Annotated in this window: 18 protein-coding genes and 1 pseudogene; 7 read left to right on the top strand and 12 right to left on the bottom strand. The window is 42.0% G+C overall.

Annotation, left to right across the window (positions count from 1 at the left end):
- Nucleotide 1: 1 nt before the first annotated feature.
- Nucleotides 2-1,135: a glycosyltransferase family 2 protein gene (locus LEP1GSC194_RS06980; protein WP_020772911.1), complete on the top strand. Its 1,134-nt coding sequence runs from the start codon at nucleotides 2-4 to the stop codon at nucleotides 1,133-1,135.
- A 612-nt stretch (nucleotides 1,136-1,747) separates the two neighbouring features.
- Here LEP1GSC194_RS06980 and LEP1GSC194_RS06985 read toward each other — a convergent pair.
- From LEP1GSC194_RS06985 to LEP1GSC194_RS06995, 3 genes are all read right to left on the bottom strand, one after another.
- On the bottom strand, nucleotides 1,748-3,376 hold the full coding sequence (locus tag LEP1GSC194_RS06985) for an LA_3751/LA_3752 family putative glycosyltransferase (RefSeq protein WP_020772850.1): 1,629 nt from the start codon (nucleotides 3,374-3,376) through the stop codon (nucleotides 1,748-1,750).
- Between the two features lie 6 nt (nucleotides 3,377-3,382).
- Complete coding sequence (locus LEP1GSC194_RS06990) at nucleotides 3,383-5,359, bottom strand: O-antigen ligase family protein (RefSeq protein ID WP_020772759.1); 1,977 nt, start codon at nucleotides 5,357-5,359, stop codon at nucleotides 3,383-3,385.
- 110 nt (nucleotides 5,360-5,469) lie between these two features.
- On the bottom strand, nucleotides 5,470-7,245 hold the full coding sequence (locus LEP1GSC194_RS06995) for a hypothetical protein (protein WP_020772890.1): 1,776 nt from the start codon (nucleotides 7,243-7,245) through the stop codon (nucleotides 5,470-5,472).
- Nucleotides 7,246-7,350: 105 nt separating this feature from the next.
- Here LEP1GSC194_RS06995 and LEP1GSC194_RS07000 point away from each other — a divergent pair, with 105 nt between their 5' ends.
- Nucleotides 7,351-8,637 carry an EAL domain-containing protein gene (locus tag LEP1GSC194_RS07000; RefSeq protein ID WP_020772923.1) on the top strand — a complete coding sequence of 429 codons (1,287 nt, stop codon included), beginning with the start codon at nucleotides 7,351-7,353 and terminating at the stop codon, nucleotides 8,635-8,637.
- A gap of 92 nt (nucleotides 8,638-8,729) precedes the next feature.
- On the opposite strand, the gene LEP1GSC194_RS07005 is transcribed toward LEP1GSC194_RS07000, so the two are convergent.
- Nucleotides 8,730-9,887: a DUF1577 domain-containing protein gene (locus LEP1GSC194_RS07005; RefSeq protein WP_020772816.1), complete on the bottom strand. Its 1,158-nt coding sequence runs from the start codon at nucleotides 9,885-9,887 to the stop codon at nucleotides 8,730-8,732.
- 70 nt (nucleotides 9,888-9,957) lie between these two features.
- Between LEP1GSC194_RS07005 and guaB the strand changes: the two genes are divergently transcribed.
- Genes guaB through LEP1GSC194_RS07020 form a run of 3 tightly spaced genes read left to right on the top strand, consistent with a single transcriptional unit; the run spans nucleotide 9,958 to nucleotide 12,968 of the window.
- A complete protein-coding gene (gene guaB / locus LEP1GSC194_RS07010) occupies nucleotides 9,958-11,484 on the top strand; it encodes an IMP dehydrogenase (protein ID WP_020772894.1) in 1,527 nt (508 codons plus the stop codon).
- A gap of 1 nt (nucleotide 11,485) precedes the next feature.
- Nucleotides 11,486-12,268, top strand: a complete 783-nt coding sequence (locus tag LEP1GSC194_RS07015; RefSeq protein WP_020772798.1) for an outer membrane lipoprotein-sorting protein — start codon at nucleotides 11,486-11,488, stop codon at nucleotides 12,266-12,268.
- Between the two features lie 10 nt (nucleotides 12,269-12,278).
- Nucleotides 12,279-12,968: a 16S rRNA (uracil(1498)-N(3))-methyltransferase gene (locus tag LEP1GSC194_RS07020; RefSeq protein ID WP_020772876.1), complete on the top strand. Its 690-nt coding sequence runs from the start codon at nucleotides 12,279-12,281 to the stop codon at nucleotides 12,966-12,968.
- On the opposite strand, the gene LEP1GSC194_RS07025 is transcribed toward LEP1GSC194_RS07020, so the two are convergent.
- Nucleotides 12,958-13,242, bottom strand: coding sequence for a hypothetical protein (locus LEP1GSC194_RS07025; RefSeq protein WP_017809789.1), 285 nt, complete (start codon nucleotides 13,240-13,242; stop codon nucleotides 12,958-12,960). The two genes, LEP1GSC194_RS07020 and LEP1GSC194_RS07025, sit on opposite strands and share 11 nt — an antisense overlap.
- A gap of 338 nt (nucleotides 13,243-13,580) precedes the next feature.
- On the opposite strand from LEP1GSC194_RS07025, the gene LEP1GSC194_RS07030 reads away from it, so the two are divergent.
- Both LEP1GSC194_RS07030 and LEP1GSC194_RS07035 read left to right on the top strand, forming a co-directional pair.
- A complete protein-coding gene (locus LEP1GSC194_RS07030; protein ID WP_020772928.1) occupies nucleotides 13,581-14,231 on the top strand; it encodes a thiamine phosphate synthase in 651 nt (216 codons plus the stop codon).
- Nucleotides 14,232-14,278: 47 nt separating this feature from the next.
- Nucleotides 14,279-15,106: a WecB/TagA/CpsF family glycosyltransferase gene (locus tag LEP1GSC194_RS07035; RefSeq protein ID WP_020772866.1), complete on the top strand. Its 828-nt coding sequence runs from the start codon at nucleotides 14,279-14,281 to the stop codon at nucleotides 15,104-15,106.
- A 181-nt stretch (nucleotides 15,107-15,287) separates the two neighbouring features.
- On the opposite strand, the gene LEP1GSC194_RS22565 is transcribed toward LEP1GSC194_RS07035, so the two are convergent.
- The 7 genes and pseudogenes from LEP1GSC194_RS22565 to LEP1GSC194_RS07065 all read right to left on the bottom strand — a co-directional run.
- Nucleotides 15,288-15,497 (bottom strand): hypothetical protein, encoded by a 210-nt coding sequence (locus LEP1GSC194_RS22565; RefSeq protein WP_162265800.1) that lies wholly within the window; start codon nucleotides 15,495-15,497, stop codon nucleotides 15,288-15,290.
- Nucleotides 15,498-15,642: 145 nt separating this feature from the next.
- Complete coding sequence (gene lysS, locus LEP1GSC194_RS07040; RefSeq protein WP_020772794.1) at nucleotides 15,643-17,139, bottom strand: lysine--tRNA ligase; 1,497 nt, start codon at nucleotides 17,137-17,139, stop codon at nucleotides 15,643-15,645.
- A gap of 8 nt (nucleotides 17,140-17,147) precedes the next feature.
- Nucleotides 17,148-17,798 (bottom strand): hypothetical protein, encoded by a 651-nt coding sequence (locus LEP1GSC194_RS07045; protein ID WP_036041616.1) that lies wholly within the window; start codon nucleotides 17,796-17,798, stop codon nucleotides 17,148-17,150.
- A 43-nt stretch (nucleotides 17,799-17,841) separates the two neighbouring features.
- Entirely contained in the window at nucleotides 17,842-20,055 is a 2,214-nt protein-coding gene (locus LEP1GSC194_RS07050; protein WP_020772945.1) for a glycosyltransferase family 2 protein, read from the bottom strand.
- A gap of 268 nt (nucleotides 20,056-20,323) precedes the next feature.
- Nucleotides 20,324-21,217 carry a polysaccharide deacetylase family protein gene (locus LEP1GSC194_RS07055; protein ID WP_020772812.1) on the bottom strand — a complete coding sequence of 298 codons (894 nt, stop codon included), beginning with the start codon at nucleotides 21,215-21,217 and terminating at the stop codon, nucleotides 20,324-20,326.
- A gap of 21 nt (nucleotides 21,218-21,238) precedes the next feature.
- Nucleotides 21,239-21,745 (bottom strand): DUF1993 domain-containing protein, encoded by a 507-nt coding sequence (locus LEP1GSC194_RS07060; protein ID WP_020772869.1) that lies wholly within the window; start codon nucleotides 21,743-21,745, stop codon nucleotides 21,239-21,241.
- 291 nt (nucleotides 21,746-22,036) lie between these two features.
- A pseudogene (locus LEP1GSC194_RS07065) lies at nucleotides 22,037-22,203 on the bottom strand (IS4 family transposase); the annotation flags it as partial.

The following is a 22,203-nucleotide window of genomic DNA, read 5'->3' on the forward strand; positions in this document are numbered from 1 at the left end:
TATGAAGAAAAAAAACATCACCTACGTAATTCCCTGTTTGAACGAGGAGAAAACCCTTCCGCTCGTTTTGGAAAAACTCGTTCGACTCAAGAAAGAATTAAAACAATATAACGTGGAAATTCTCGTATCCGATAACGGAAGCGAAGATAAATCCGTATCGATCGCAAAGAAGTTCGGCGCAAAGGTCGTCCATTGCAAAGAAAGAGGATACGGAGCCGCGTTGAATTACGGGATTGTCAACGCAAGCGGGGAAATCGTATTATTTGCGGACGCGGACGATACGTACGATTTCTTGGAATCCCCCGCGCTTCTTGCGGAGATGGAAAAGGGCGCGGAGTTCGTGATCGGTTCCCGATTGGACGGGACGATACATCAGGGAGCGATGCCTTTTCTACATCGTTATTTGGGAACACCTGTGATCAACTGGATTATCAATGTATTATATTCAAAAAAAGGAAACCGTGTCAAAGACGCAAACTCCGGATTTCGTTGTTTTTTGAAGAAGAAATATCTCGAATGGGAGATCGAAAGTACCGGAATGGAATTCGCTTCCGAAATGCTCGTGAAGGCGCTTCGAAGCGGAGTCAAACTTTCTCACGTTCCGATCAGTCTGCGTCCGGACGTGGCGGGAAGGATTCCTCATTTAAGAACTTGGAGGGACGGAATGAGACATCTTTTGCAAATTCTCATTCATTCCCAGCAGCTTTTTTATTATACCGGTTTTACGCTTTTTTGGATCGGCTGGGCGATTACGATTCTCGGTTATTTTACGGGGATCATTGCGTTTGGTCCTTTTCATATCTTCGGGATTCATTCTCTTACCGTTTCCCTCCTGGTAGCGACGCTCGGACAAACGGTTTGGTCGATCGGTTTGTTTCTCGCTGCGCGTAAGATTCCTGAATTGAGCCTGTATTCTAAATTGAATCTTTTATCCGAAGATCTTCTTTTTTGGTATTCGGCAAGAATGATTCTGTTTGTGATTTTGCTTTTCGCGTTTATCGTGTTTCGTTGGTGGAGAAACTCTTTCCAAGTTCTCGATTTGGAAAAGGAAATTTTGATGATTAGTTTTTTGAGCGTTCAGATTTTGAATTTAATCGGACAAACGATCACCGCACATTTGCTGAAAAGAACATAACGAGCGCCCCTTAGGAAGCGAGTTAGCCATAAGGCAGCGGAGCATTACTGAGCGACCCGTAGGGAGCGAGGACTGAGTTTCACGTTGGCTTTCAACGGAGTTGAAAAATATCGCGTCCCATAGCGAGCGATAACTAACCCCACAAGTTAAGAAGGTTTTTGGAATAAGAAGGATCAAAAACGCACATTTTTCAAGTGTTCCGACAAGAATGGAGCTTTTTACTTGCAAAAAGTATGATTTTCTGATAGAGAAAAGCCTCCCGAGCCTTCCCACCCTCCCGCCCCACCACCCAAAATCAGGGTGGGGCTGATCTTTTCACGGCGGAGGATTGTCGGAATTCCGACAGATTTATCTTGAGATCCAAGTACTTGTGGGTAACGTTATGATAGGAAGCGAGTTAGCCAAAAGCCGCGAAGCAAAAGCGTTGGGCTTTCAACGGAGTTGAAAAATATCGCGATCTATTAAGAAGACGTTTTCTATTTTATTAAAACTATGTCCTAAAACTTTTCTAAATCGGACGACTTTTTTTCTTCGGATTTTCTACACAACGAAAAATCCACGCGCCTAATAAAAGGTCGAACGAGAAGAATGATTCTATAATATTCAAAGAATTTAATTCTTTTTCAGTTGATAGGTTCTTAAAGTGAAGTCCAAAATTTTCATCTGGTCTTTCAATTGATAGTAAACGTTTGGATCCGGAAAACGAACCGCGATTTTTTCTTTAAATTGTTTTTCCGGAAGGTTTGGGTCGCGCGGAGGCTCCAGCTCGTATTCCAAGATGGAATACGATTCCACTCGATTTTTTTTTAAAGTCTCTTCCAATTGAAGCGCGTCCTTTGTTTTGTTTACGGCAAAATGAACGGAGTTCATATAAGAAAAACCGATTAAATAATTCGTAAACTGTCCTTTGTGAACGATGATTTTTCGAGTCTGAAACTCGTTTTGAATTTGTGTATAAGGCGCAACGGCTCCGAATAAAATCTTAAAACCTTCTCTCGTGAATTTATAATTGTAATATAAGCTTAAAAAAGCCAACAAAACTAAAATTCTTCCGGCGTTCGGAAACTCGACGTACCTTCGGTGGAGGAAAATAAAAATTCCCAAGGACAAAAAGATAAAGCCGGATTCCAAATAACGAAGTCCGAAATGGTGAACTCCCGCGGTATAAGGACTTAAAAAGGAAATGGAAAAGACGGTTCCGATTCCCACAAGCCCGAAGATAGATTCACCGGAAAGTTTTTTCCTGCGGACGAGGTTGGAAATAATTCCAAGAATTAAAACGGCGTAAGGCGAAGCCTTTAAGAATCCGGATTTGGTCGCGTCGCCTAAAAGATATCCTTGAAGGATTGAGATCTGTTTTCCGATAGAAAACTGACTCATCGCATCCTGAGAACTGACAAGAAAACGAATCCCCATTGGATGGCCGGAATAAAAGGAATTCAAAGCGCCTATAAATCCCAAAGAAACAATCGCACCTAACGTCGAAAAGATCAAATATTCTTTGAGTTTGTTTCTTGAACCTTCGGAAAAGAAGGAAAGAAAACCGAATAGGAATACCGGGAACGCGGATTCGGTTCTTAAAAAGAACGCTGCCACAGCCAAAAGCCCGGAAATAAAAGAAAATATTCTAAAATTTGAATGTATACTTTTGTCTTGAGCCGTGATCTTGTCCGCAAAAAGCGAACGGGTCAAAAAGTATCCGAAAGACAGCAAGAGAAAATTGTTGAGAGGAACCTCCGAAAATTCAACCGAGGAAAGAACCGGAAAGCTAAATGTGAAAGGAATTAAGGTGGCGATTAAGACGATCCAAACGTTAGCGATGAATAAGGAAAGAATTTTGTCAAAAATCAAAAGACATCCGAGTAAGCAGAGAAGGGGAAGCAGAGTAATGATTTTCGTTCCGAATAAATAAGCCGGAAGTCCGTTTAAAAGCGCCAATAAGGGAGGATATTGAAAGATACACTTGGAATTTCCGGTTTTTTTGAGAAAGGCCCAAGGATAGTCGAATGGAAAATAACTGAATTCGGGATCGTAAACCTTTCCGGGATAGGCACATTCCGATTCCGTGATTGCCGTAAATCCTTTTTCCGCAAATATTAAAGTTTGATAATATTTTATCTCCGAGTCGCTCGAAACGAAAGGGATTTTATCGTCCAACTTGGAACGATTGAAAGCGAGAAATAAGACTACGAGTACGTAGATAAAATAGCGGAAATAAGGATGAGACAATCGATTTAACATTGAGTTTTATTCCGTAAATATGATATGAAACGGATCCGTTTTTTTACCTTCTTCCAAGTCATTCGGATTCGTTTTTTTAAGCACATCCGCTTTTTCTTTCCAACAAACGGATGAATAGGGGTTTTTTTGGACGCATCGATCCAGAAGAGATTCGACCAAATCCGGATAGTCTGGACTTTTACGAAGGATTAGGGACGCCAGGACTATGTTTTCCTCGGAACGGATCCAAAACTGATTTTTTACGATCTCTTCGAAGGGCGGTGAAATTTTTTTGCGGTTTCCGGAATTTTTTTTCTCTTTATATATTAGAAAATTGTCAAGTTCAATTTCGTCCTGAGCGGAAGCTAAGATGAGATTTCTGAGTCTTTGCTCCCAGATCAACTGAAAGGAAAGAAATCCTAAAAGAATCAGTACGATCGCGTAAGCGGTCTTAAACGAAACGTTTTGACTGAACGTTCCGACTTGAACATTGGATCGAATTCGGATCAAAGACATGGCGAGTGTGGCCGGAATGAAAAAATGTTGTTCTCCTAAATTGTAATCGAAGAACTCGTGTACGGCCACGAACACAAGGACGCCGGAGACGAAAATCCCTAAATTGGAAATTTCCCTACTCTTGGAAACTAACATCCGATAGGTGAGAAGAGAAAGATATACGGCAATCCAAAGAAAAAGTAAGGAACCTAAAATTCCGAAACTTGTAAAAGCCTCCACATATAGATTATGAGCTTGAGGATAGGATCGGAAAGAATGTAAAAATCTGTAGAAATCATCGTAGCCGATTCTTCCTGAATGCGTTCCGGGGAGATGAGCCAAAAGAGAATCCGCATCCAAGCCGATCCCGAAAATCGGAGAGTTTTGAAGCACGGATTGAAAGTGGAAATTCCAAAGAGAAAATCGAATGAGGAGAGTTTCCGGGTTGAAATATCGAGGTGCGGTATCTTTCGGTAAAAGAAATACGCTTCCAATCGAGAACAAAAGAACTAGGAAAGAGACGGGAAGCAAAACTCGAAAGAAAATTCTTTTTTTAATCTGACGAAATAGGAAAATACATAACACGGCGAGGGTAAAAGCCAATAAACTGGCGCGAGAGTGATTGAAGAACGCAAGGTATAACGCAATGAGACCGCCGGGAACTAAAAACCAAGAATATCCGCGATATTGATACGCAGTATAAAAGGCGACTAACGCGGAAAATGCGGATATCACCGCGATCGCCGATACGGGAAGACCGGCATAGGTAAGAAAAAGCGGAGGCAGCAAAAAGTTAAAGGGCCAGATCATATGAACCGCAGAGAATAAGTTTGCCGTATTCAAAAGAAGATTTAAGGAAAGAATCAAAAGAAGTCCTCTTTTGATAAACCGACTGGGATAAGAGGAAATCAAAAAGAAAATCAGAATCCCGGAAAATAAAAGACAAAGTTGCAGGAGAGCAGCCTGGGATTTAAAAGAAAGTAAAGATGAAATCAGTAACACAAAAATGAAAACGGAAAGGACCGCGTGCAGTTTACGGAATCGAATTCTTTTAGGAATCAAATAAAGAAAAGAGGCGCTCACAAAGAGTAAAAGCGGGACCGATTTGATACTTGAAAAAAGAGGAGGAGAACACGCAAAGGCAACGGTGTGAACGAATAAGAAGATCGGATGGACGTTCTTAAAGAAAAGATAGATCGTAAAACACAAAGCCGCGACGTAGAGAAGTTTTAAATTCAACTTTTGAGGAAAGTAGACGACGGGAGCGCTATTGATTCCGTTGATCGTGGAAAGTCCGATTAACAATAGGCAGGCCAATTGAAAAAGCGGATGGACTCTCGATTTCTTTTTCCGAAACGATATTCCTAAATAAACGACCCAAACAAAAAAACTGAATACCGCCGAATCTCTGGAAAGGGACGGGTTGGAAGGATCAAAAAAGAACAGCAGAGTAAGAGAAAAAACAAGGATTAGAAGAGGAACGGTTTTTAAATTGAGAAACTGACTCATTTATTTTTTGTTTGGGTTTTTAAACGACAATAAATGCAGGCTATCTTCTCTCCCCGATTTTAGCAATCAAGATTCTCCATGGGGGAAGGACGCCCGCGTTTTGAAAAAAATTACAAATTTTTTCGATACCATTCCCGTCTGATTTCATCCTCTCCGTTTCGGAAGTAGTAAGATTCGAATTCTAAAAATTTCTCCTTTCGAAACGTCGGATCGAGTTTTTTATATTTGTATTTATAAGCGTCCAAATAAGATTCGAAGTCTACGGCACGAAAGGCGGAAATTTTTAGAAGTTCCTTCATCACGGAAGGTGAATACGTTAGGATTCTCCAAGGTGTTGAAAAATCCCCCGTTAAAAATTCATCGTATTCTTTTGGACCGGGAAGTCCGCTCGAATAAAGAAGAAGATGTACGTTTCTCTCTCGTAGATATTGTAACTGGGTTGGTTTGCCGTGTCCGATTCTTTCTCGATTTTTAAATTCCATTCTCGCAATGACCGGATCGGTAAGTCCCGCTTCCGTTTCGATCGCCAATATCGGATTCAAGTAATAGATCAAAATACATTCCGATCCTTGAAAGGCGACTCGAACCTTGGACTTCTCAAAATGTTCTTTCCAGGGAAGAATTCTTTTTCGAATTCCTTCCACGGATTCCCTTTTGTAGATTTGATTTTCATCCGCGATTCCGGACACGATCGGAAACGGAAGACCTTTGTAAATATCCCAACGTAATAAAATCAAAATCGGGATCGAATAGAGAAGCGCGTCCGCGACCCATGTTCGTTTGGGAACGGATTTTTTTCGTAACGAAAGAATTTCCTGTTCCACCCAAACAAAAACGACGGGCAGAATCGGAAGATAAAACCGGGAGAACATAAAATCCCCTCCGATCCAAGTATAATAACCCGCGTAAAAAATCGGAAACAAAACGAATAAGATCCAACGAAAGTCCTTCTCTTGTTGCGCCTCAAAGAATTGTTTTCGAATCGTTTGAAAGAAAAAAAAGAAAAAACATCCGACGATCGGGATCATTCCGTAATACATTTTTAAAAAAGAAAAGAGATAAATCAGTCCTTGAAAAAGATTGGAACTTCCCCCCGACTTCGCGTAGAAAGTATTGGGAAGTAAGTTTCCATAATATTCCAATTTCCAAATATAGAAAAGGGCGGGTGATAAATAGATCGCACAAAGGATTCCGAAAGAAGTTTTGAAAAACGTGGAACGTGCGCCGCACGATTTCGCTTCTTGAAAAAATTTTAGAGTTAGGTAAATGCCTGCGAGAATGTGAAATAAAATTCCGTCCGGTCGATTGAGACAACTTAAGGAGGAAAGAAAAACTCCTGCGAACGGTTTATAGTGTTCCCGAAAATTTGCCGAACGATCGGTAGAGAACCAATCGCTGAATTTTCTTTTTACAGGATCGAAATCGGCGGCCTTGAAATCTATCAAATGATAAGATGCGGTTAAGAATATAAACCCGTGTAAAGACGTTTCCAAACCGCCGGTGGCAAAAACCCGATTGTGGTGTAGCAAAACGAAACAGGAAAGAGCGAACGGAACGGGGAATTCCGTTTTTGCAAATTTTTTTCTAAAAAGAATGAGATAGATACACGTTCCTAAAAAGGAAAGAATTCCAAAAAAGTAATTTGCGTCTACGGGATCAATTCGATCGAAAAGATGAAACGGAATCAAAAGAGCCGTCCAAAGAAAGTTAGTATAACCCTCCACAAACTCTCCTTCGTTGAAGACCAATCCTTTTCCGTCCGCGAAATTCTTAGCATATCGTAGGCTAATAAACGCGTCGTCTGCCATCCAACGCATCCGATATGCGGAGATAACGCCGAATAAAATCAGTAGAAGAGTAAAGGCGAAATATACAATACGTTTCAAAATTGTGTTCCTTTTTTCATAAGTAACTTTCGGAAGATACGTTGTTTTTTTACGATGAGTGGAATTTCCTTGTAGAATTGGGACAATCGAAAAACGTGTAACCGAATGATCGAGTCTTCCCGCATATTTCCAAAAACGAAATCGGAATGGGAACTTTGGTTTCAATCCGGTGAGGTCGTTCCCTTTTTTCAACCGATCCTTTCCGTGGAAAGGGATTCTATTTTCGGTTATGAAACCTTAGGAAGGTTTAAGGATCAATCCGGAAAAATTCATTCCCTCGGTCCCTTCTTTTTAAACGCGATGTCCGGAGTAGAGGATCTTCAAGAGCGAAGAGAAATCTACAATCTGAAAAGAGATATCGATCGGGATATTCGTAAAAAGGCAATTCTTCATCTTTTAGAAAATCAAAATCGATTTCCGGAAGCGAAGTTGTTCGTAAATATTTCTCCGGCGTATATGAGAGATCATATCGAAGAAGAGGAGGCCGATGATCCTTATACGATTCGGCTCGTGAATGAATTGGGTTTGGATCCTTCCAAGATCGTGATTGAAATCGTCGAAGAACATTTCGACGGAAGTATCGAAAGTTTAAGACCTCTTATTTCTCGTTATAAGGAAGAAGGTTTTTTGGTTGCGATCGACGATCTGGGGACTCGTTCCTCCAATTTGGATCGAATCGGAATCTTTCATCCCGATATCTTAAAGGTGGATTTGCAAATGCTCCGGCATTCGGTCATTTCCCGGAATTTTCAGGAAATTCTTTTTACGATTTCGAGGCTTTCCGAATCTCTCGGTTGTTCGCTTTTGTTCGAAGGAATCGAAAATGATACGGAACTCTTTCAATCCCTCACTTACAGCGCTCGTTTTTTGCAGGGATTCTATTTTGCGGAAGCGCTTCCGAAAATGGTCGGTCAGGATGAATTAAAACGCAGGTTTTCCGCCGTGCACGAATGTTTCTTAAATCACAAAAGGAGTCAATTGACGCGACGGATTACGTTGGAGAAGGAATTGGAGCAAAAGTTGGATCTTGCGGGAATTCTTGTGGATGCGGAAGGGCAATTTTGTTCGATTCAAATCCGTAATCCGGGTCTTCTCAGCGATTTTGTGTTCCGAATTTACGTTACGAACCTTATCGGAAGTCAGGTTTCTCCGAACTACATGAAAATCGAGAACGATTCCATAGACGTGGATCATTCTTTTGCGGGAAGGAACTGGAGCTGGAGACCGTATTTTTTGGAGCAGCTCTATAAATCGATGAAAGATATCCGAGCGGAATGGATCATCAGCAATCCATACTACGATATCAGTTACGGGATTCTTTTGGTGACCTACAGCAAAAAAATTTCAAAAGAAAACGTCTTATTCGTGGATGTTCAAGTTCTTGAATATTAGAAAAATAGAATTCCTTTAAAATCGCTCGGCTGGTTTTAGAACGCGTTGAAGAACTAAAACACAACGCTCTCTATGGATCGCGTTGCAAAAAGTTAAATGGGATTGGTTTCCGCAAGGAGTCGGTTTACATTGTCTATGTATTTTTTTCTTTCCCCCGGTCTGTAAGAATTTCCTTCGATGGAAAGGCCTACGTAAAGATTACCTTCCGCATCCTTGGTTACGGAACGAATGACACCGAAAGCCGTGAGAGGGGCCTGCATCTTGAAAAAAATATCAAAGGAAAACCCGGCCCTTTTGGTAAAATCTTGATTTAAGTCGGGATGGTTGATTTTTACTTTCAGACCTCCCGTGGAAATATTCACGATCGGAAATCTTTCCTTCACTAAAATCGTATTGGATTCCCGGATTCGATCCACCATTTCAAAGGTGAGAGTTTTGATCTCCATCACTTCCAAAGTGTCGATTTCCCTATTTCGATTTTGGGCGTGAACGAACCCGATCGGAATCGCTTGTTCTTCGTGGCTCAGGTAAATCACGGGAACGATCAGTTCGGATTTGATTTTTTGATTCGCATATTCAATGATTCGTTTGCGAACGTCCTCCGCGTCCCCTAACTCGGCGGCGTAGTCTATAAAATCTTCCTGATTATAGGCCGTATAACTTTTTTCTTTTTGAGTGTTCGGAATAAAAAGGATCTTACGAGTTTTTTTTACGAGATCGAATTTATCTCCGATCGTTCCAAAAACGTCTATCTTTAGAAAATCGTATTTCGATTTTAATTTCGTTTCGTAGTCGGCAAAGTTTACCTTAACGGAAGTCGGGATGTTAAAAAGGTTCGCGTCGATCGTAGTTTTACTCGTGCGTATATTGGTGATCCAAACGGCTCCTTCGGGAGGTGTGATACGATTGAGACTTCTTTCTTTGCTCGCGATCGAAATTTCCGAAACGGAAAGGATCAATTGGTTGTTCGGTTTTTCATCCAGAACTTCACAACTCAATTCCACGTATTTAGCAAGAAGTTTTGTAAGAGTGACTTGACTGTTTAACGGAAACACGTTCGGCGTTTGTGTTTGAATCAGGATTTTCGTGGCGTCTTTGGAAACCTGTAAGATTTTAACGATTTGTTTTAAGGGGCCCGGTGCGCGCGCGATGATATCCGTTTGCACGAGAAATTTCGAAATAATATGAAACTTTTTCGTGGGGTCGGAGACCGTTTCCTTCTCTCTTTTTTTTCTCTGAATCGTTTCCATAGTTTTTCAAAGCGAACGAGGGGAAATTCTCTTGATCTTAGTTCTCAGTTTACCTTTTATGTACTAGGTAATGTCAAACCAAACTTACCGCAACTCCGAATATTTAGACGGACTATCCGGAGACGAGCTATTCAGTCTTCAGATCGGTCTAACGTACAGAGATTTTCTCGTTCTCCCTGGATTTATCGACTTCCATCCCTCCGAAGTTGAGCTTGAAACCAGACTGACTCGAAATATAAAACTAAAGAGACCTTTCATAAGTTCGCCGATGGATACCGTAACGGAATCTCAGATGGCGATTGCACAGGCCCTAATGGGTGGAATCGGAATCATTCATTACAACAATTCGATCGAAGAACAGGTCGCTCTTGTAGAAAAGGTAAAACGTTTTGAGAACGGATTTATCACGGATCCGGTGATCTTGGGACCGAAGAACGTTATTCGCGATTTGGACTGGATCAAAGAACACAAGGGATTTACGGGGATTCCCGTAACCGAAGACGGCACAAGAAATTCCAAACTGATCGGAATCGTTACGAACAGAGACATTGATTTTGAGAGGAATCGGGAAATCACTTTAGACAAAGTGATGACTACGAACGTGATTACGGGTAAAGAGGGAATCACGTTGCAGGATGCGAACGAGATCATTAAGAAAACGAAGATCGGAAAACTTCCGATTGTGGACTCCGAGGGGAAGTTGGTGTCTCTTGTAAGTCGTTCCGACTTAAAAAAGAATAAAGAATTTCCGGATGCCTCAAAAGACGAAGGAAAAAGGCTTCGTTGTGGAGCGGCGGTTTCCACACTCTTGGAATCGAGGGAAAGGGTGGCCGCGCTTTACGAGGCGGGGGTGGATGTGATCATCATCGATTCGGCGCAAGGAAATTCGAACTATCAGATCGAGATGATTCAGTTCATTAAAAAGGAATTTAAAAATTTGGACGTGGTCGCCGGAAACGTGGTTACCCGCGGACAAGCGGAGAATCTAATCCAAGCCGGAGCGGATGGGCTTAGAATCGGGATGGGACCGGGTTCGATCTGTATCACACAGGATACGATGGCGGTTGGCCGCGCTCAGGCGACTGCGGTATTTCAAACGGCAAAACATGCCGCAAAATACGACGTTCCGGTCATTGCGGACGGAGGAATTTCCAATATCGGCGATATCGCAAATTCTCTAGCGATCGGCGCTTCCACTTGTATGATGGGATTTATGTTTGCGGGAACCACGGAAGCACCCGGAGAGTATTTTTATGAGAACGGAATTCGTCTTAAGAAATACAGAGGAATGGCTTCGATTGAAGCGATGAAAGCGGGCGGCGACAAACGTTATTTTAACGAGGGCCAAAAAGTCAAAGTGGCGCAGGGTGTCAGCGGGTCCGTCGTGGACAGGGGATCGATTCTGAACTTTATACCGTACTTGTCACAAGGTCTCAGATTGTCCTTTCAGGACATGGGTTATAAATCAATACCCGAAATCCATAAGGCGCTTCGAGAAGGAGAACTTCGTTTTGAAAGAAGATCCGAATCCGCACAGGCTCAAGGTTCCGTACATGGCCTTTATTCTTTCAGCGCGCCAACGATGAGGGCCGAGTAAATTGGATCGGGTTCTTGCGTTTACGGTAGGTTTTTTCGCTCTTACAATATTGAGCAAAGAAACAAACCCGCAAGGATCCGCGATAAGGGTTGCTCAGGAATTGGTCGCCAGGCTCGATCAGGCTCTCGTAAAATCCAGTCAAGGTTTGATCAAGGCAAATTTGATCCTCATTCGGCGCAGCGGAGAAACCTGGAGTTGGGACGTAAACATATTCAGAAAAGAGGATGATACGCTTTATTTGTTTGAAAGTAGGGGAAGGGGACTCGAATATAAGATTTTGATCAAGGACGAGGGGGAACAGGTCTATGCGTTCAACGCGCTTTCCAAAAAAATCTTTCGGAAAGTGGACGAGGAAAAATACGAATCCCATTTAGGGACGGGATTCAGTTTCATCGATCTATCGGGAGCTTCCTATCAGGCCAACTACAACCCGATCGTTCAGAGCGATCTCAAAACCGCAGATCAATCTTTCAAAAGGGTTTCGCTCAAACCGATCATACCTTATTTTTATTCCAAATTGATTCTGCTTTTGAATTTGGAATCCTTGAAACCCGCGCGATTGGACTTTCACGATCGGGACGGAGTGCTATTTAAAACGATGAACATCAAATACGGACCCGTAAAAGTAAAACAAAACCAGAAGACCACAAAGGAAGAATACGCAAACCGATTGGAAATTCTAGACTTGAACACGGGATCCATTAGTGTATTGGAATATACTGAAATAGATAAGGAAGTCAAACCCGATCCTTCCCTCTTCGAACTCGCCAACCTGAACCGATAGGATTTTTATTTTGGAAGAAGCGATTCTTTTCAGGAGGGAATGGAATTCCGAATTTCCGTTCTCCTTAAATAAGGAGGAAATATCCCATTTAAAGGCGCAGCGGATTTTTTCCGAAGATAAAAATCTGAGAGTGTTGAACGGAGTCGGATCGGAATGGATCTACGAAGTCGGAGGCAATTCACTTCAAGGAATTCTCAAAAAGACGGAAACCCACACAAAATCGGAATCGATTTTTGCGATCGCGACCGCAATTCCGAAAGGAAATCGTTTGGAATGGCTTTTACAAAAAGGAACCGAACTGGGCCTAAGTCATTTTTATTTTTTGAATTTCGAACAATCGGATCGAAAGGATTTTAATTTGAGTCGAGCTAAAAAGATCGTGGAAGAAGCGGCGATTCAATCGAAAAGGATTTTCCTTCCCGATGTGTTTCCCCCCGTTTCGTTAAAAGAATTTTTAAACTCGCAAGAAAACCGAAATTGTTCCGTCTATCAATTCGATCCGAAGGGAGAATCGAAACCGAAGCCGGAATTTTTTCAAAATGCGATTTGGATCGTGGGTCCGGAAGGCGGATTTCGAGAAAAGGAAACTCGTTTATTACAAGAAAAGAATATACTCGGAGTTAGGGTTGGAGATACGGTTTTAAAAATCGAGACCGCCGGAATTTTTGCGGCCTCGATGTTCCGTTATTTTACTTATTGAGATTGCTGAACTGAAGAAATAAATTGAGCACGTTGCAGTTTGTAGAACAGGCGCTCGTGCAGGAAGTAAGGGATTGTAAATTTGCGTTCGTCGCGGTTTCTCCGTAAGTCGCTCCGCAAGCCGCGTTACAAGAATCGATCGTTCCGCCCGGACCGCAGTATAAAATGTAGTTTAAAATCGCTTTTTCCTTCGTTTCGTCCTTTCTTGGACTACAATCCGACAGTACGATGAAAAAGAAAAATGAAAAAAGTAGGACCGAAAATAATTTCCTCATAAATGTATGATCGCCAATTTCGGAATTCCGCGTAAATCAAAAAAGATTGGACTTTGAAAGATTCATAAACCCAACTTTCTAGGATCACTTTATGGAAGTAAACGCAAAAACCGTTTCGCCTTCTTGAGTCGGAATCTACAAGAATTTTTTTCCTATTAGAATATTTGAAACTGAAATCTCGTTTCCGGAAATAAGAAATTTTCTCAAACGAGAGGATAACCTTATTTACCGGTCATCGTTTCTTGACGAATCGTATTTTTGCGGGAGTTTCTCGCGTTTTAGATGTCAAGTGAATCGGTGTTAGGGGCAGATCGGAAGTGAGAGAACGGAATCTATCGGTGCGGGATAAAATTTTCTCTTGGCCTTTGCCGGGAATTTATCCGATCCTCGATTTGGACTTTTGTAATAAAAGAAATCTGGATATTTTGAGTCTTCCGAAACTTTGGCTGGAATATCCGGATCTCGTTCCTTTAGTTCAGATCCGCGCCAAGTCGGCTTCCGTTTTAGAATTGGAATTTCTCGTTAAGTCCCTGCAGGACCGGTATCCTGACGTGCCTTGGATTTTAAACGATGATTGGAAACGGGCGATCGAATGGAATTGTTTCGGGGCGCATGTCGGAAAGGAAGATTACGAAGTTCTCAATTCCGAAGAGGAGGCCGCTCTATTCGAGTCCGATCTTTATCTCGGAACCTCGTCTCATACTTTGGAAGAGGTGAATGCCTTGGATGTTTCCCTTTGGAATTATACCGGACTGGGACCCATTTTTCCTACCGAGAATAAAGAGGACGCGAAGTCCGTAACCGGGACGAAAATTTTGGAAAAAATTGCGGGAGGAACTTCGTTGCCCGTAACTTTGATCGGGGGGATCCAAGTTGGAAATTTGGATCTGATTTTGAAAGCGGGAGAATTTTTACTTTCAAGCATTTCCATGGCTTGTTTAGAAACGGAATTTAGAACTGCCGCCGCGAAAATACGGGAGCGAAATTGATAAGTTTCAATTGACTTCGGACTTATGTCGTATAGGATGCCTTTAGGATGAAAAAGCCTGGTGAAATCATACATCTTTCCGCCAAAGACGACCGAGACTATCTCTTGGATTATCAGATCATTCAGACGGAAACATTAGGAAAAACTGATATTCTTGGAGTTCCGTTCGACAACGTGACCCAGGACGAATCGGTCGCCAAGATCTACAGACTCTTGGAGGAAAAGGAAAAGTTTCATCATATTCTTTTTTTGGATCCGATCAAGATCATGTCGGTTCGGAAGGGAAAAAAACTTCATAGGATCACGGAAAAGGCGACTATGATTCTGGCGGAAGGGGCCGGACTTCAGTGGGCTGCGACTCGTCTTGGAAAAATTCTGAAAGAGCGAATTTCTCCGATCGCCTTAATGATGGATTTGGTTCGTCTCTGTGAACTCCGAAATTATTCTATCTTTATGCTCGGCGGTAGGGAAGACATCATTGAAAAAGTATATTTCACTCTCTCCAGACATTTTCCGGGGGTGAGAATCGTCGGAAGACACGCCGGTTATATGAATCCTCAAAGGGAGCTGATGGTAAAGGAATCGATTCGTAAAACGAGTCCGAATCTTATTTTTCTTGCGATGGATTTTCCGGAACAGGAAATCTGGATCGAAAACAACACTGCATTTTTCGGACATTCCGTGATCATAGGAGTCAGCGGTTCCTTGGATATTCTTTCGGGCAAGGTGAGAAAGGCGCCTAACTTTTTTAAACTCAAAGGGCTCATTTGGTTGTGGAGAATTTTTTCCAAACCTTGGAGACTATTCCGCCTTTTCAGAATGTTTCAGTTTTTTACGATCTTATTTTTTAAATCTCTCTTTAGAAAGAAATCCTAAAACACGATCGAATTCGAGATTGTGTTACGCAGTCTGTTCTAAAAATCAAATTTTATAATATAGATGTCGAGTGCTCGCGGAGACGAATGTTGCCGCAACAAAACGAAGATTCTTAGCGAAGCAAAAATGGGTGTGCAAACAATCAAACCTAATATTTTGCATTGAAGCAGTGTTTTTGCTCTCAAATTGGATCGCATTCTATTTTATAGAGATCACTAAAACCTATTTTGTTTGTCGTAAGAATATTTATTTTTTTGAATATAGAAACGCCAGAAAAGCGCTTGTTTTCGATTTTTGAAGATACGAGTTTATTTGTATGACGGATTTGTCTTTTTTGACGTTGTTGGTCACCGTTTTTTTGGGATTCGTTTCTATTTTCGGATTTCTGCATACGATTTGGAAACTCATTTTGACACGGGTCATTCTGTGCTTAGAAATAGAATCGACGTTTTAGTGGACAGTTTAGCGATTCGATTTGGAAACGATTATTCCCGGTAAAAAGAAAAGGCTTCAAGGGTAATCAATCCGATCCAGTTTTATTCCGGTCTCATCAATGGAAATAGAATCGTATCTCGAATTGAATGAGAATTGGTCAAAAGCATTACCAAACGATCGATTCCGATTCCAAGTCCTCCCGTTGGAGGCATTCCGTATTCTAACGCGCGGATATAATCCTCGTCCATCATAAAGGCCTCGTCGTCTCCCGCTTCTCTTTGTTTTACCTGATCTTCAAATCTTTCTTTTTGGTCGAAAGGATCGTTTAACTCCGTAAAGGCGTTTCCGATTTCCCTTCCCGCCACGTAAGGTTCGAACCTTTCCACATAATCCGGTTTGTCCGGATTGGACTTTGCAAGAGGAGAAAGTTCTTTCGGATAATCCGTGATGAAGATCGGCTGAATCAGATTCGGTTCCGCCTTTTCGGAAAAGACCTCGTCCGCCACTTTCCAGATCGTTTGGCATTTGGAAACGTCCACTTTTAGCTCGGAAGCTTTTTTCTTTGCTTCTTCCAAGGAAGTGATTCGGCTGAAATCGATTCCGCTATATTCTCGGATGATATCCACGTAAGTCGCTCTTCTCCAGGGAGGAGAAAGGTCGATCAGATCCTTACCGTACTGAACTTTTAAAGTTCCGCAGATTTTTTTTGCCAAATGAGTGATGAGTCTTTCCGTAAGATCGAGCATCGTGCTCATATCGCCGAAGGCCATATAAGCTTCCATCATCGTAAATTCCGGATTGTGTTTTGTGGATATTCCTTCGTTTCTAAAATTTCTGTTGAGTTCGAACACTCGATCCATTCCACCCACGATCAAACGTTTGAGATAAAGTTCGGGAGCGATTCTTAAGAACAATTGCATGTCTAGGGTATTATGATGAGTTACGAACGGCCTTGCCGCGGCGCCTCCCGCGATCGGTTGCATCATCGGAGTTTCCACTTCCAAAAATCCTTCTTGGGTCAGAAAACTTCTGATTTCGGAAACGATTTTACTTCTCGTTATAAAAGTGTCCCGCACGTGGTCGTTGACTACAAGATCCACATAACGCATTCTATATCTTTGTTCGACATCGGCAAACGCGTCGTAGACGACCCCGTCCTTTTCTTTTACAACGGGAAGGGGGCGGATACATTTTGCGAGAAGTTCGATAGAGGTGACGTGTAACGTGATTTCTCCCTTTCCGGTGGTAAAAAGATAACCTTCGAGACCGATGACGTCGCCCAAGTCGAGGGACTTAAAAATCGCGTAAGAGGCCTCTCCAAGATCGTCGCGGGTCGCGTAAAGTTGAATGATTCCGGCGTTGTCTTTGAGATGGGCAAAACTCGCTTTCCCCATTACCCTTTTGGAATGTAGTCTCCCGCCTAACTTGAATTTGGTTTCAGGTCCGGTAGGATTTTTTTCGAACTTTTCGACGATGTCTTTCGATTTAGAATCCGGAAAAAAACGAACCGGATACGGATTGATCCCCTGTTTTTTTAGTTCTTCGACTTTCTGAATTCTTTGTTGAATGAGTTCGTTCGATTCTTTTGCGTCTGACATTTTCGATTTTATTTTCCCGGGAGTATTTGATAAAACATTCTGGCTAAATTTAAGAAAACGATTTCAAATCCTTCTTCGCTTAAGAACCAATTTCCGAGCCCGATCTTATCCGACAAAGGAACCACGTGAATTTTTAAGCCGGCCGGACCCAATACGGATTCGTAGAGTTTTTGATTGAAAGAAGATTCGAATCTTTTGGAGAGGATGATAATATTTTTAAGTTGTCGATCCAGGCAGATTTTTAAAAGGGATTTGGAAAAATTCTTAGCGCCCATAGGATACGGTTCAAGTTTGTATATTAGAATTTTTGATTCTTCCACGCCTAAGGCGACCAAAGAATTTTGGATTTCGGTCGTTAAGTTTTGGGTCACACCCAAGTTGGAATTTAAGGTTGCAGGGGAGTAAAGAACGATCAGAATTCCCGCGTATCCTTTTTTGAAACCGTCGGCGGCGTTTTTGAGTATATCTTGCGGGATCGTTTCTTTTGCTTCCAATACGAGGGCGTCGCTTTTAGGAAATGGGCGGTCTTGGATTAAAAAAAGAGGACTTAAAAAAATCAGTCCGAGGATTACGATTAGGCAGAGAAAAAATCCGGAAAAGAATAACCGCGTTTTGTACAAAACTTCCTGTACGGATATCGGTCCTGGATTGGCAGACATATAGAACGAGAGTTTTTTCCAGGAACCAAATTACAAGAGGAAATTAGGAAGCGATTTTGTCTTCCTCGGCGCTTTCACTCGTATAAATCATCGCTCCTTCCAAATCGATCGCAACTCTCGGTTCCACCCAATGAGAGACAGTGATTTCCGCCGGAGGTTTGTTCATGAAAAGTAGAATGTCTTCCCAACAGGATCTAAGTCCTATAAACTTAACGATCGCGTAACCTAAAAGAATCGCGTTTGCTAAATTGTAGATGGAATATACCCAGTTTCGATACAGATAGTTCGTGATAAATCCGAAAAGAAGTTGAGCCAAAAGGGAAAATTCGGCGATGACATAGAGCGCTGGCATTGCGGTTCTACCGATCACTTTTGGAGTTCTACTAAATGGAATTTGTTTTCCGGTAATCGCCTGGTTGATCGACATAAAAACACCGGCTAAGTTTACGGGGATCAAAAGTAAGTTGAGAGAATAAACTTGAATCAGATCGATCCATTTATATCCCATTCTTACCAAATCCATTCCGTATAAGATAAAATAGGGAAGGGAGGAAATTGCGATCCAATACGTTTCCATTCCTTCTCCCAAAGGACTTCCCATAAGAATAACAAGACCGATATTCACGGCCGCGATCGATCCGAGATAGTGAACTCGAAAGAACGCTTCCGTAAACTTAGCAAAACTCCAAGGCCACTGAAATACGTGACGAAGAAGTTTCGGAAGAATGATGAGTCCACCGTTGGCCCATCTTCTTCTTTGAATCAAAAGAGAACCGAAGTCGGGAGGGGTTGCGCTGTAAGCGAGTCTTTCCGGATAGTTGTAAAGATTCCAGTTCACATCCAAAAGATCGATGCTGGATTCCGTATCTTCGATGACCGTATTATCTTGAATGTATTTATGAATTTGAAAACCGCGTTCCTCGTAAACGGTCCTGATATCCAAAAGGGCTTCGTATCGTAACATCGCGTTCGCGCCCACCCAAAACGTCGCGTTGAAGTGTGTGAAACCTTGATGAATCTGATATTGAATATCGGTTGTCGCTCCGGCCATTCTCTCTAACACGTTAGGCGCTCCCGGAAAGGAACTGTAAGGGGTTTGAGCCACGGCGATTCTTTCGTTTCCGGGAGAAAACATAACGTATGATAATTTCAGAATATAATCCGGAAGAAGAATACTATCCGCGTCCAAGGTGATTAAAAAATCCGCTCCGGGAATTTCAAAGGAAGAATGAAGATTCTCGGATTCCTCCAAAAAAACTCCGTGAGAATCCTTTCTTTCTTCCCATCTTTTTCCCAAAAGATAGACGTAACTGTTCAAGTTCATCGCTTTGTTCGGGAGATGGGAAAGGTTTACGTATTTCTTTCTTTCAAAGGTGGTAAAGTTTACGGTAAAGAGGGACGCAAGACGGTTGTATTCTTTTTCGATTCTTTCGGAGTCGGCTCCGCCTTGCTCTAAAAGAATTTCCAGATCGGAGACTCTCTCTAAATGAAGTTTATGCCACTCCTTAAAAAAAGAGTCTCTCATAAAAATGCGAGTATGTTCCGGAAGATCTTTTTGGGTGGAAGAATCGTCGTAGAGATCCATCCGATTTCGAAACCAGAGAGCTGCATTTTTATAAAGTTCGATCAAACGTTCCGTTTCTTTGAGCGCTTTCGACTTATTGAAAACCTTGCGTTCCAGATATTCCTTCTTTGCCTGAAGAAAAGGACGGGCCGCCTCGTTGAATTCCTTTTGAAGAGAATTCGGCAACGCTCTCATATTTTGAAGGGCTTCAAAATCCGCATAACTTTTCGATTCCGGAGGATCGTCGATGAGCAATACTACTCTTCGATTCGGATAATCTTGAAGAGCGGCGGAAAGAAGAGTTTCGCGAACGATATCCAATTCTTCCTTGTAGGAAGGAATGAGAATTGCCAAAGGAGGACAATCCTGTTCGTAGATTTTTTCCAATTCCTTCCGATCGGGAGAAATATGTTTCAAAAGTCTTTTGAAGTAACCCAATCGTGTAAATTGATAAACGAAGTTACCGTAGGTCAGAAGTGCGATGATTACAAAGAATGAGATTTGTCCGATGGCCGCAAACGGTTTATGATCCAGAAGTTCTTCCCACAAAACTCCGAACATTTCGAAACCGGCGCAGGCGCAGGCGACGATCGTTAAAAAAAGAAAGATTCTTGTGATCCAGATCTGGTTTCGGTAATACCGGCTTTTTTTCAAATGTGTGGACTGCGTTACGGAATCTGGATCGGTTTTCATTCAAATTTACTTAAACTTACAATAAACAAAACTATGCTTCTGCGATGAAATCATAATAATTCCTTGAAGAAGAAAAAGTAATTCAGATCGTTTCCTGGAGACCTTCAAGGAAGCAGAAACTTGCTCAAACTCGTTGGAAAGGAAATCTTACCGAAAGGTTCGATATTTCAGGCTTCTTTTCTTAAAATTACGTGAATTCGTGGAAAAAGTTTGGGCGAATCCAGGCCTTGTAAAGGCCGAGAGTTGTTTTAGGCGGATACGAAAAAAGTTAATCCGAATAGGGAGAATTTCCTTTTGTGGGTTTTTGCGATTTTTGACAGACGATGTATCTCGGATTTTCCAACTGTTGAATAAAGGACTCAAGATCGCATTTCCCGTCTATAAATACTCGTTTGATTCTGAGAGGATCACCTCCCGGCAAATTAGTTCCGTCTTCCGTTGTAAGTATCGCTTTATAACCCGACTGCTGAGCCAAATCTATAAGTTGATCATTGTACCAACCGCAGGGCCAAGCCAAATATTCTACAAGAACGCCTAACTTGGATTCTAAGATCCTTTTGGATTCCTTCAGTTCAAAGAGTGCGTCTTTTTTACTTTTTCCGTCGACACGATTGTCAACCCAAGTCACCAAGTTATCTTTTGGGTTCCAAGGATGACTGTACGTGTGGGATCCGATTTCAAATCTAGGATTTTTTGCAAGCTCTTGGATATCGGACCATTCCAGATATTCCCCTTTTCCAATCCCTGTGGGTCCGGCTATGATCCAAAACGAAGCCGGAAACGAATAACGATCGAGTATTGGGACCGCGTTTAAGACGTTTTTCCAACCGTCGTCGAAGTTTAGGACCAGGGATTTGTCCGGTAGAACTTTTTTATTTCTTATGTATAGCAGAAGGTCCTTCATCGTAATCGGATTGTAACCTTTGGAAAAAAGATATTTCATCTGCTCTTCGAATTTTTCCAAAGTGATTACGGTTTCTCCCGGCGTTTTCGAAGAGTCCGTTATGATTTCGTGATAGATAAGAACCGGAATTCCGTTCGGATTCGGGTGAAGGGACGTTTGAAAATCTTTCGAGGGAGAACTGCACGTTCCGGTTAAAAAAACGAATATTCCGATCCAGAGAAGTTCGTATCTAAGAATATGAATAAGATTGAATTTCAAAACGGCCTCTTCGTTTTTTGTTTAACTTCTGAAAGGCATTTCGCCCAGATAATTCTTTTTTCCGATATCGACTCCGTTGTGACGGAGGATCGAATAAGCCGTTGTGATATGAAAATAGAAATTGGGAATCATGTGCTGAATCGCGAATTCTTTTCCGGTGAGATATTTTCCTTCCCAACGAGGTTGCGACACTTTTCTTTCGTTTGCTTCGACGAAATCTTTTTCCGTAAACGTTTCAAGATAGTCTAACGTGGATTGAATTCTTGTTTGCAATTCCGATAGAGTTTTTTCCTGATCGTCGTGTTTCGGAGCTTCTTTTCCCGTAAGTCTTGATACTCCCAACTTTGCCGTGTCGCAGACAATCTGAACTTGTTTGATGAAATTGAATTGGTCGGGAGCCAGTCTTGAATTCAAAAGAACCTCCACATCGAACTTTTTCGTTTCCGCATAAGAAGCGGCTTTTTCCATAAGTAGCTTTAGATTACGGAGCATTTTTGAAAATTGAAGGATTGTAATTTCGTAGAACATAGAGTTAGGTTTGCCTTTTTAGAATGTGGATTTTACTCATTTTTTTGATACGGCTCTGATTCAGATAGGATTTTTCGCGGGTCGGAGTGAGGTGTTGAGTTTCCTTCACGGTCGACTTTGTTAAGCCGCTACACTTTGGTTTGCGGTGGCCGATTTAGATTTATCTATGGGTCGCGAGGCGTAACTCAATCTCGCTCCCTGCCGAATGACCCATAGAGAATGAGGCACTTATTTCAAGTGATCACTATCTGAACTCAGTGAAACGCTCACTACCATAACCTTACCCACAAGTTAGGTTTTCGTGAGTAATTTAAACATAAACCCGATTTCCATAGCTCTCATGAGGCCTTTAAAAATGGTAAGGGGGCCCGGAGGAGCATCGGAATTGCGAGCCAAGTGCCCGCCTAATTTAGCAATCCACAGTAAGACGGTTCCTAACTCGGGTTCTTCCTTAGGAG

Origin of the sequence: Leptospira alstonii serovar Sichuan str. 79601, from assembly GCF_000347175.1 — a bacterium.
In the GTDB taxonomy this organism is placed as follows: domain Bacteria; phylum Spirochaetota; class Leptospiria; order Leptospirales; family Leptospiraceae; genus Leptospira; species Leptospira alstonii.

Excerpts from the sequence above, each read along its gene's own strand:
- LEP1GSC194_RS07035 (WP_020772866.1), top strand. The coding sequence starts at position 14,279 with ATGAAAAAGCCTGGTGAAATCATACATCTTTCCGCCAAAGACGACCGA.
- LEP1GSC194_RS07045 (WP_036041616.1), bottom strand. The coding sequence starts at position 17,798 with ATGTCTGCCAATCCAGGACCGATATCCGTACAGGAAGTTTTGTACAAA.
- lysS (WP_020772794.1), bottom strand. The coding sequence starts at position 17,139 with ATGTCAGACGCAAAAGAATCGAACGAACTCATTCAACAAAGAATTCAG.
- LEP1GSC194_RS07050 (WP_020772945.1), bottom strand. The coding sequence starts at position 20,055 with ATGAAAACCGATCCAGATTCCGTAACGCAGTCCACACATTTGAAAAAA.
- LEP1GSC194_RS07005 (WP_020772816.1), bottom strand. The coding sequence starts at position 9,887 with ATGGAAACGATTCAGAGAAAAAAAAGAGAGAAGGAAACGGTCTCCGAC.
- guaB (WP_020772894.1), top strand. The coding sequence starts at position 9,958 with ATGTCAAACCAAACTTACCGCAACTCCGAATATTTAGACGGACTATCC.
- LEP1GSC194_RS07025 (WP_017809789.1), bottom strand. The coding sequence starts at position 13,242 with ATGAGGAAATTATTTTCGGTCCTACTTTTTTCATTTTTCTTTTTCATC.
- LEP1GSC194_RS06985 (WP_020772850.1), bottom strand. The coding sequence starts at position 3,376 with ATGTTAAATCGATTGTCTCATCCTTATTTCCGCTATTTTATCTACGTA.
- LEP1GSC194_RS07000 (WP_020772923.1), top strand. The coding sequence starts at position 7,351 with ATGATCGAGTCTTCCCGCATATTTCCAAAAACGAAATCGGAATGGGAA.
- LEP1GSC194_RS06990 (WP_020772759.1), bottom strand. The coding sequence starts at position 5,359 with ATGAGTCAGTTTCTCAATTTAAAAACCGTTCCTCTTCTAATCCTTGTT.
- LEP1GSC194_RS22565 (WP_162265800.1), bottom strand. The coding sequence starts at position 15,497 with ATGCAGAAATCCGAAAATAGAAACGAATCCCAAAAAAACGGTGACCAA.
- LEP1GSC194_RS07060 (WP_020772869.1), bottom strand. The coding sequence starts at position 21,745 with ATGTTCTACGAAATTACAATCCTTCAATTTTCAAAAATGCTCCGTAAT.
- LEP1GSC194_RS06980 (WP_020772911.1), top strand. The coding sequence starts at position 2 with ATGAAGAAAAAAAACATCACCTACGTAATTCCCTGTTTGAACGAGGAG.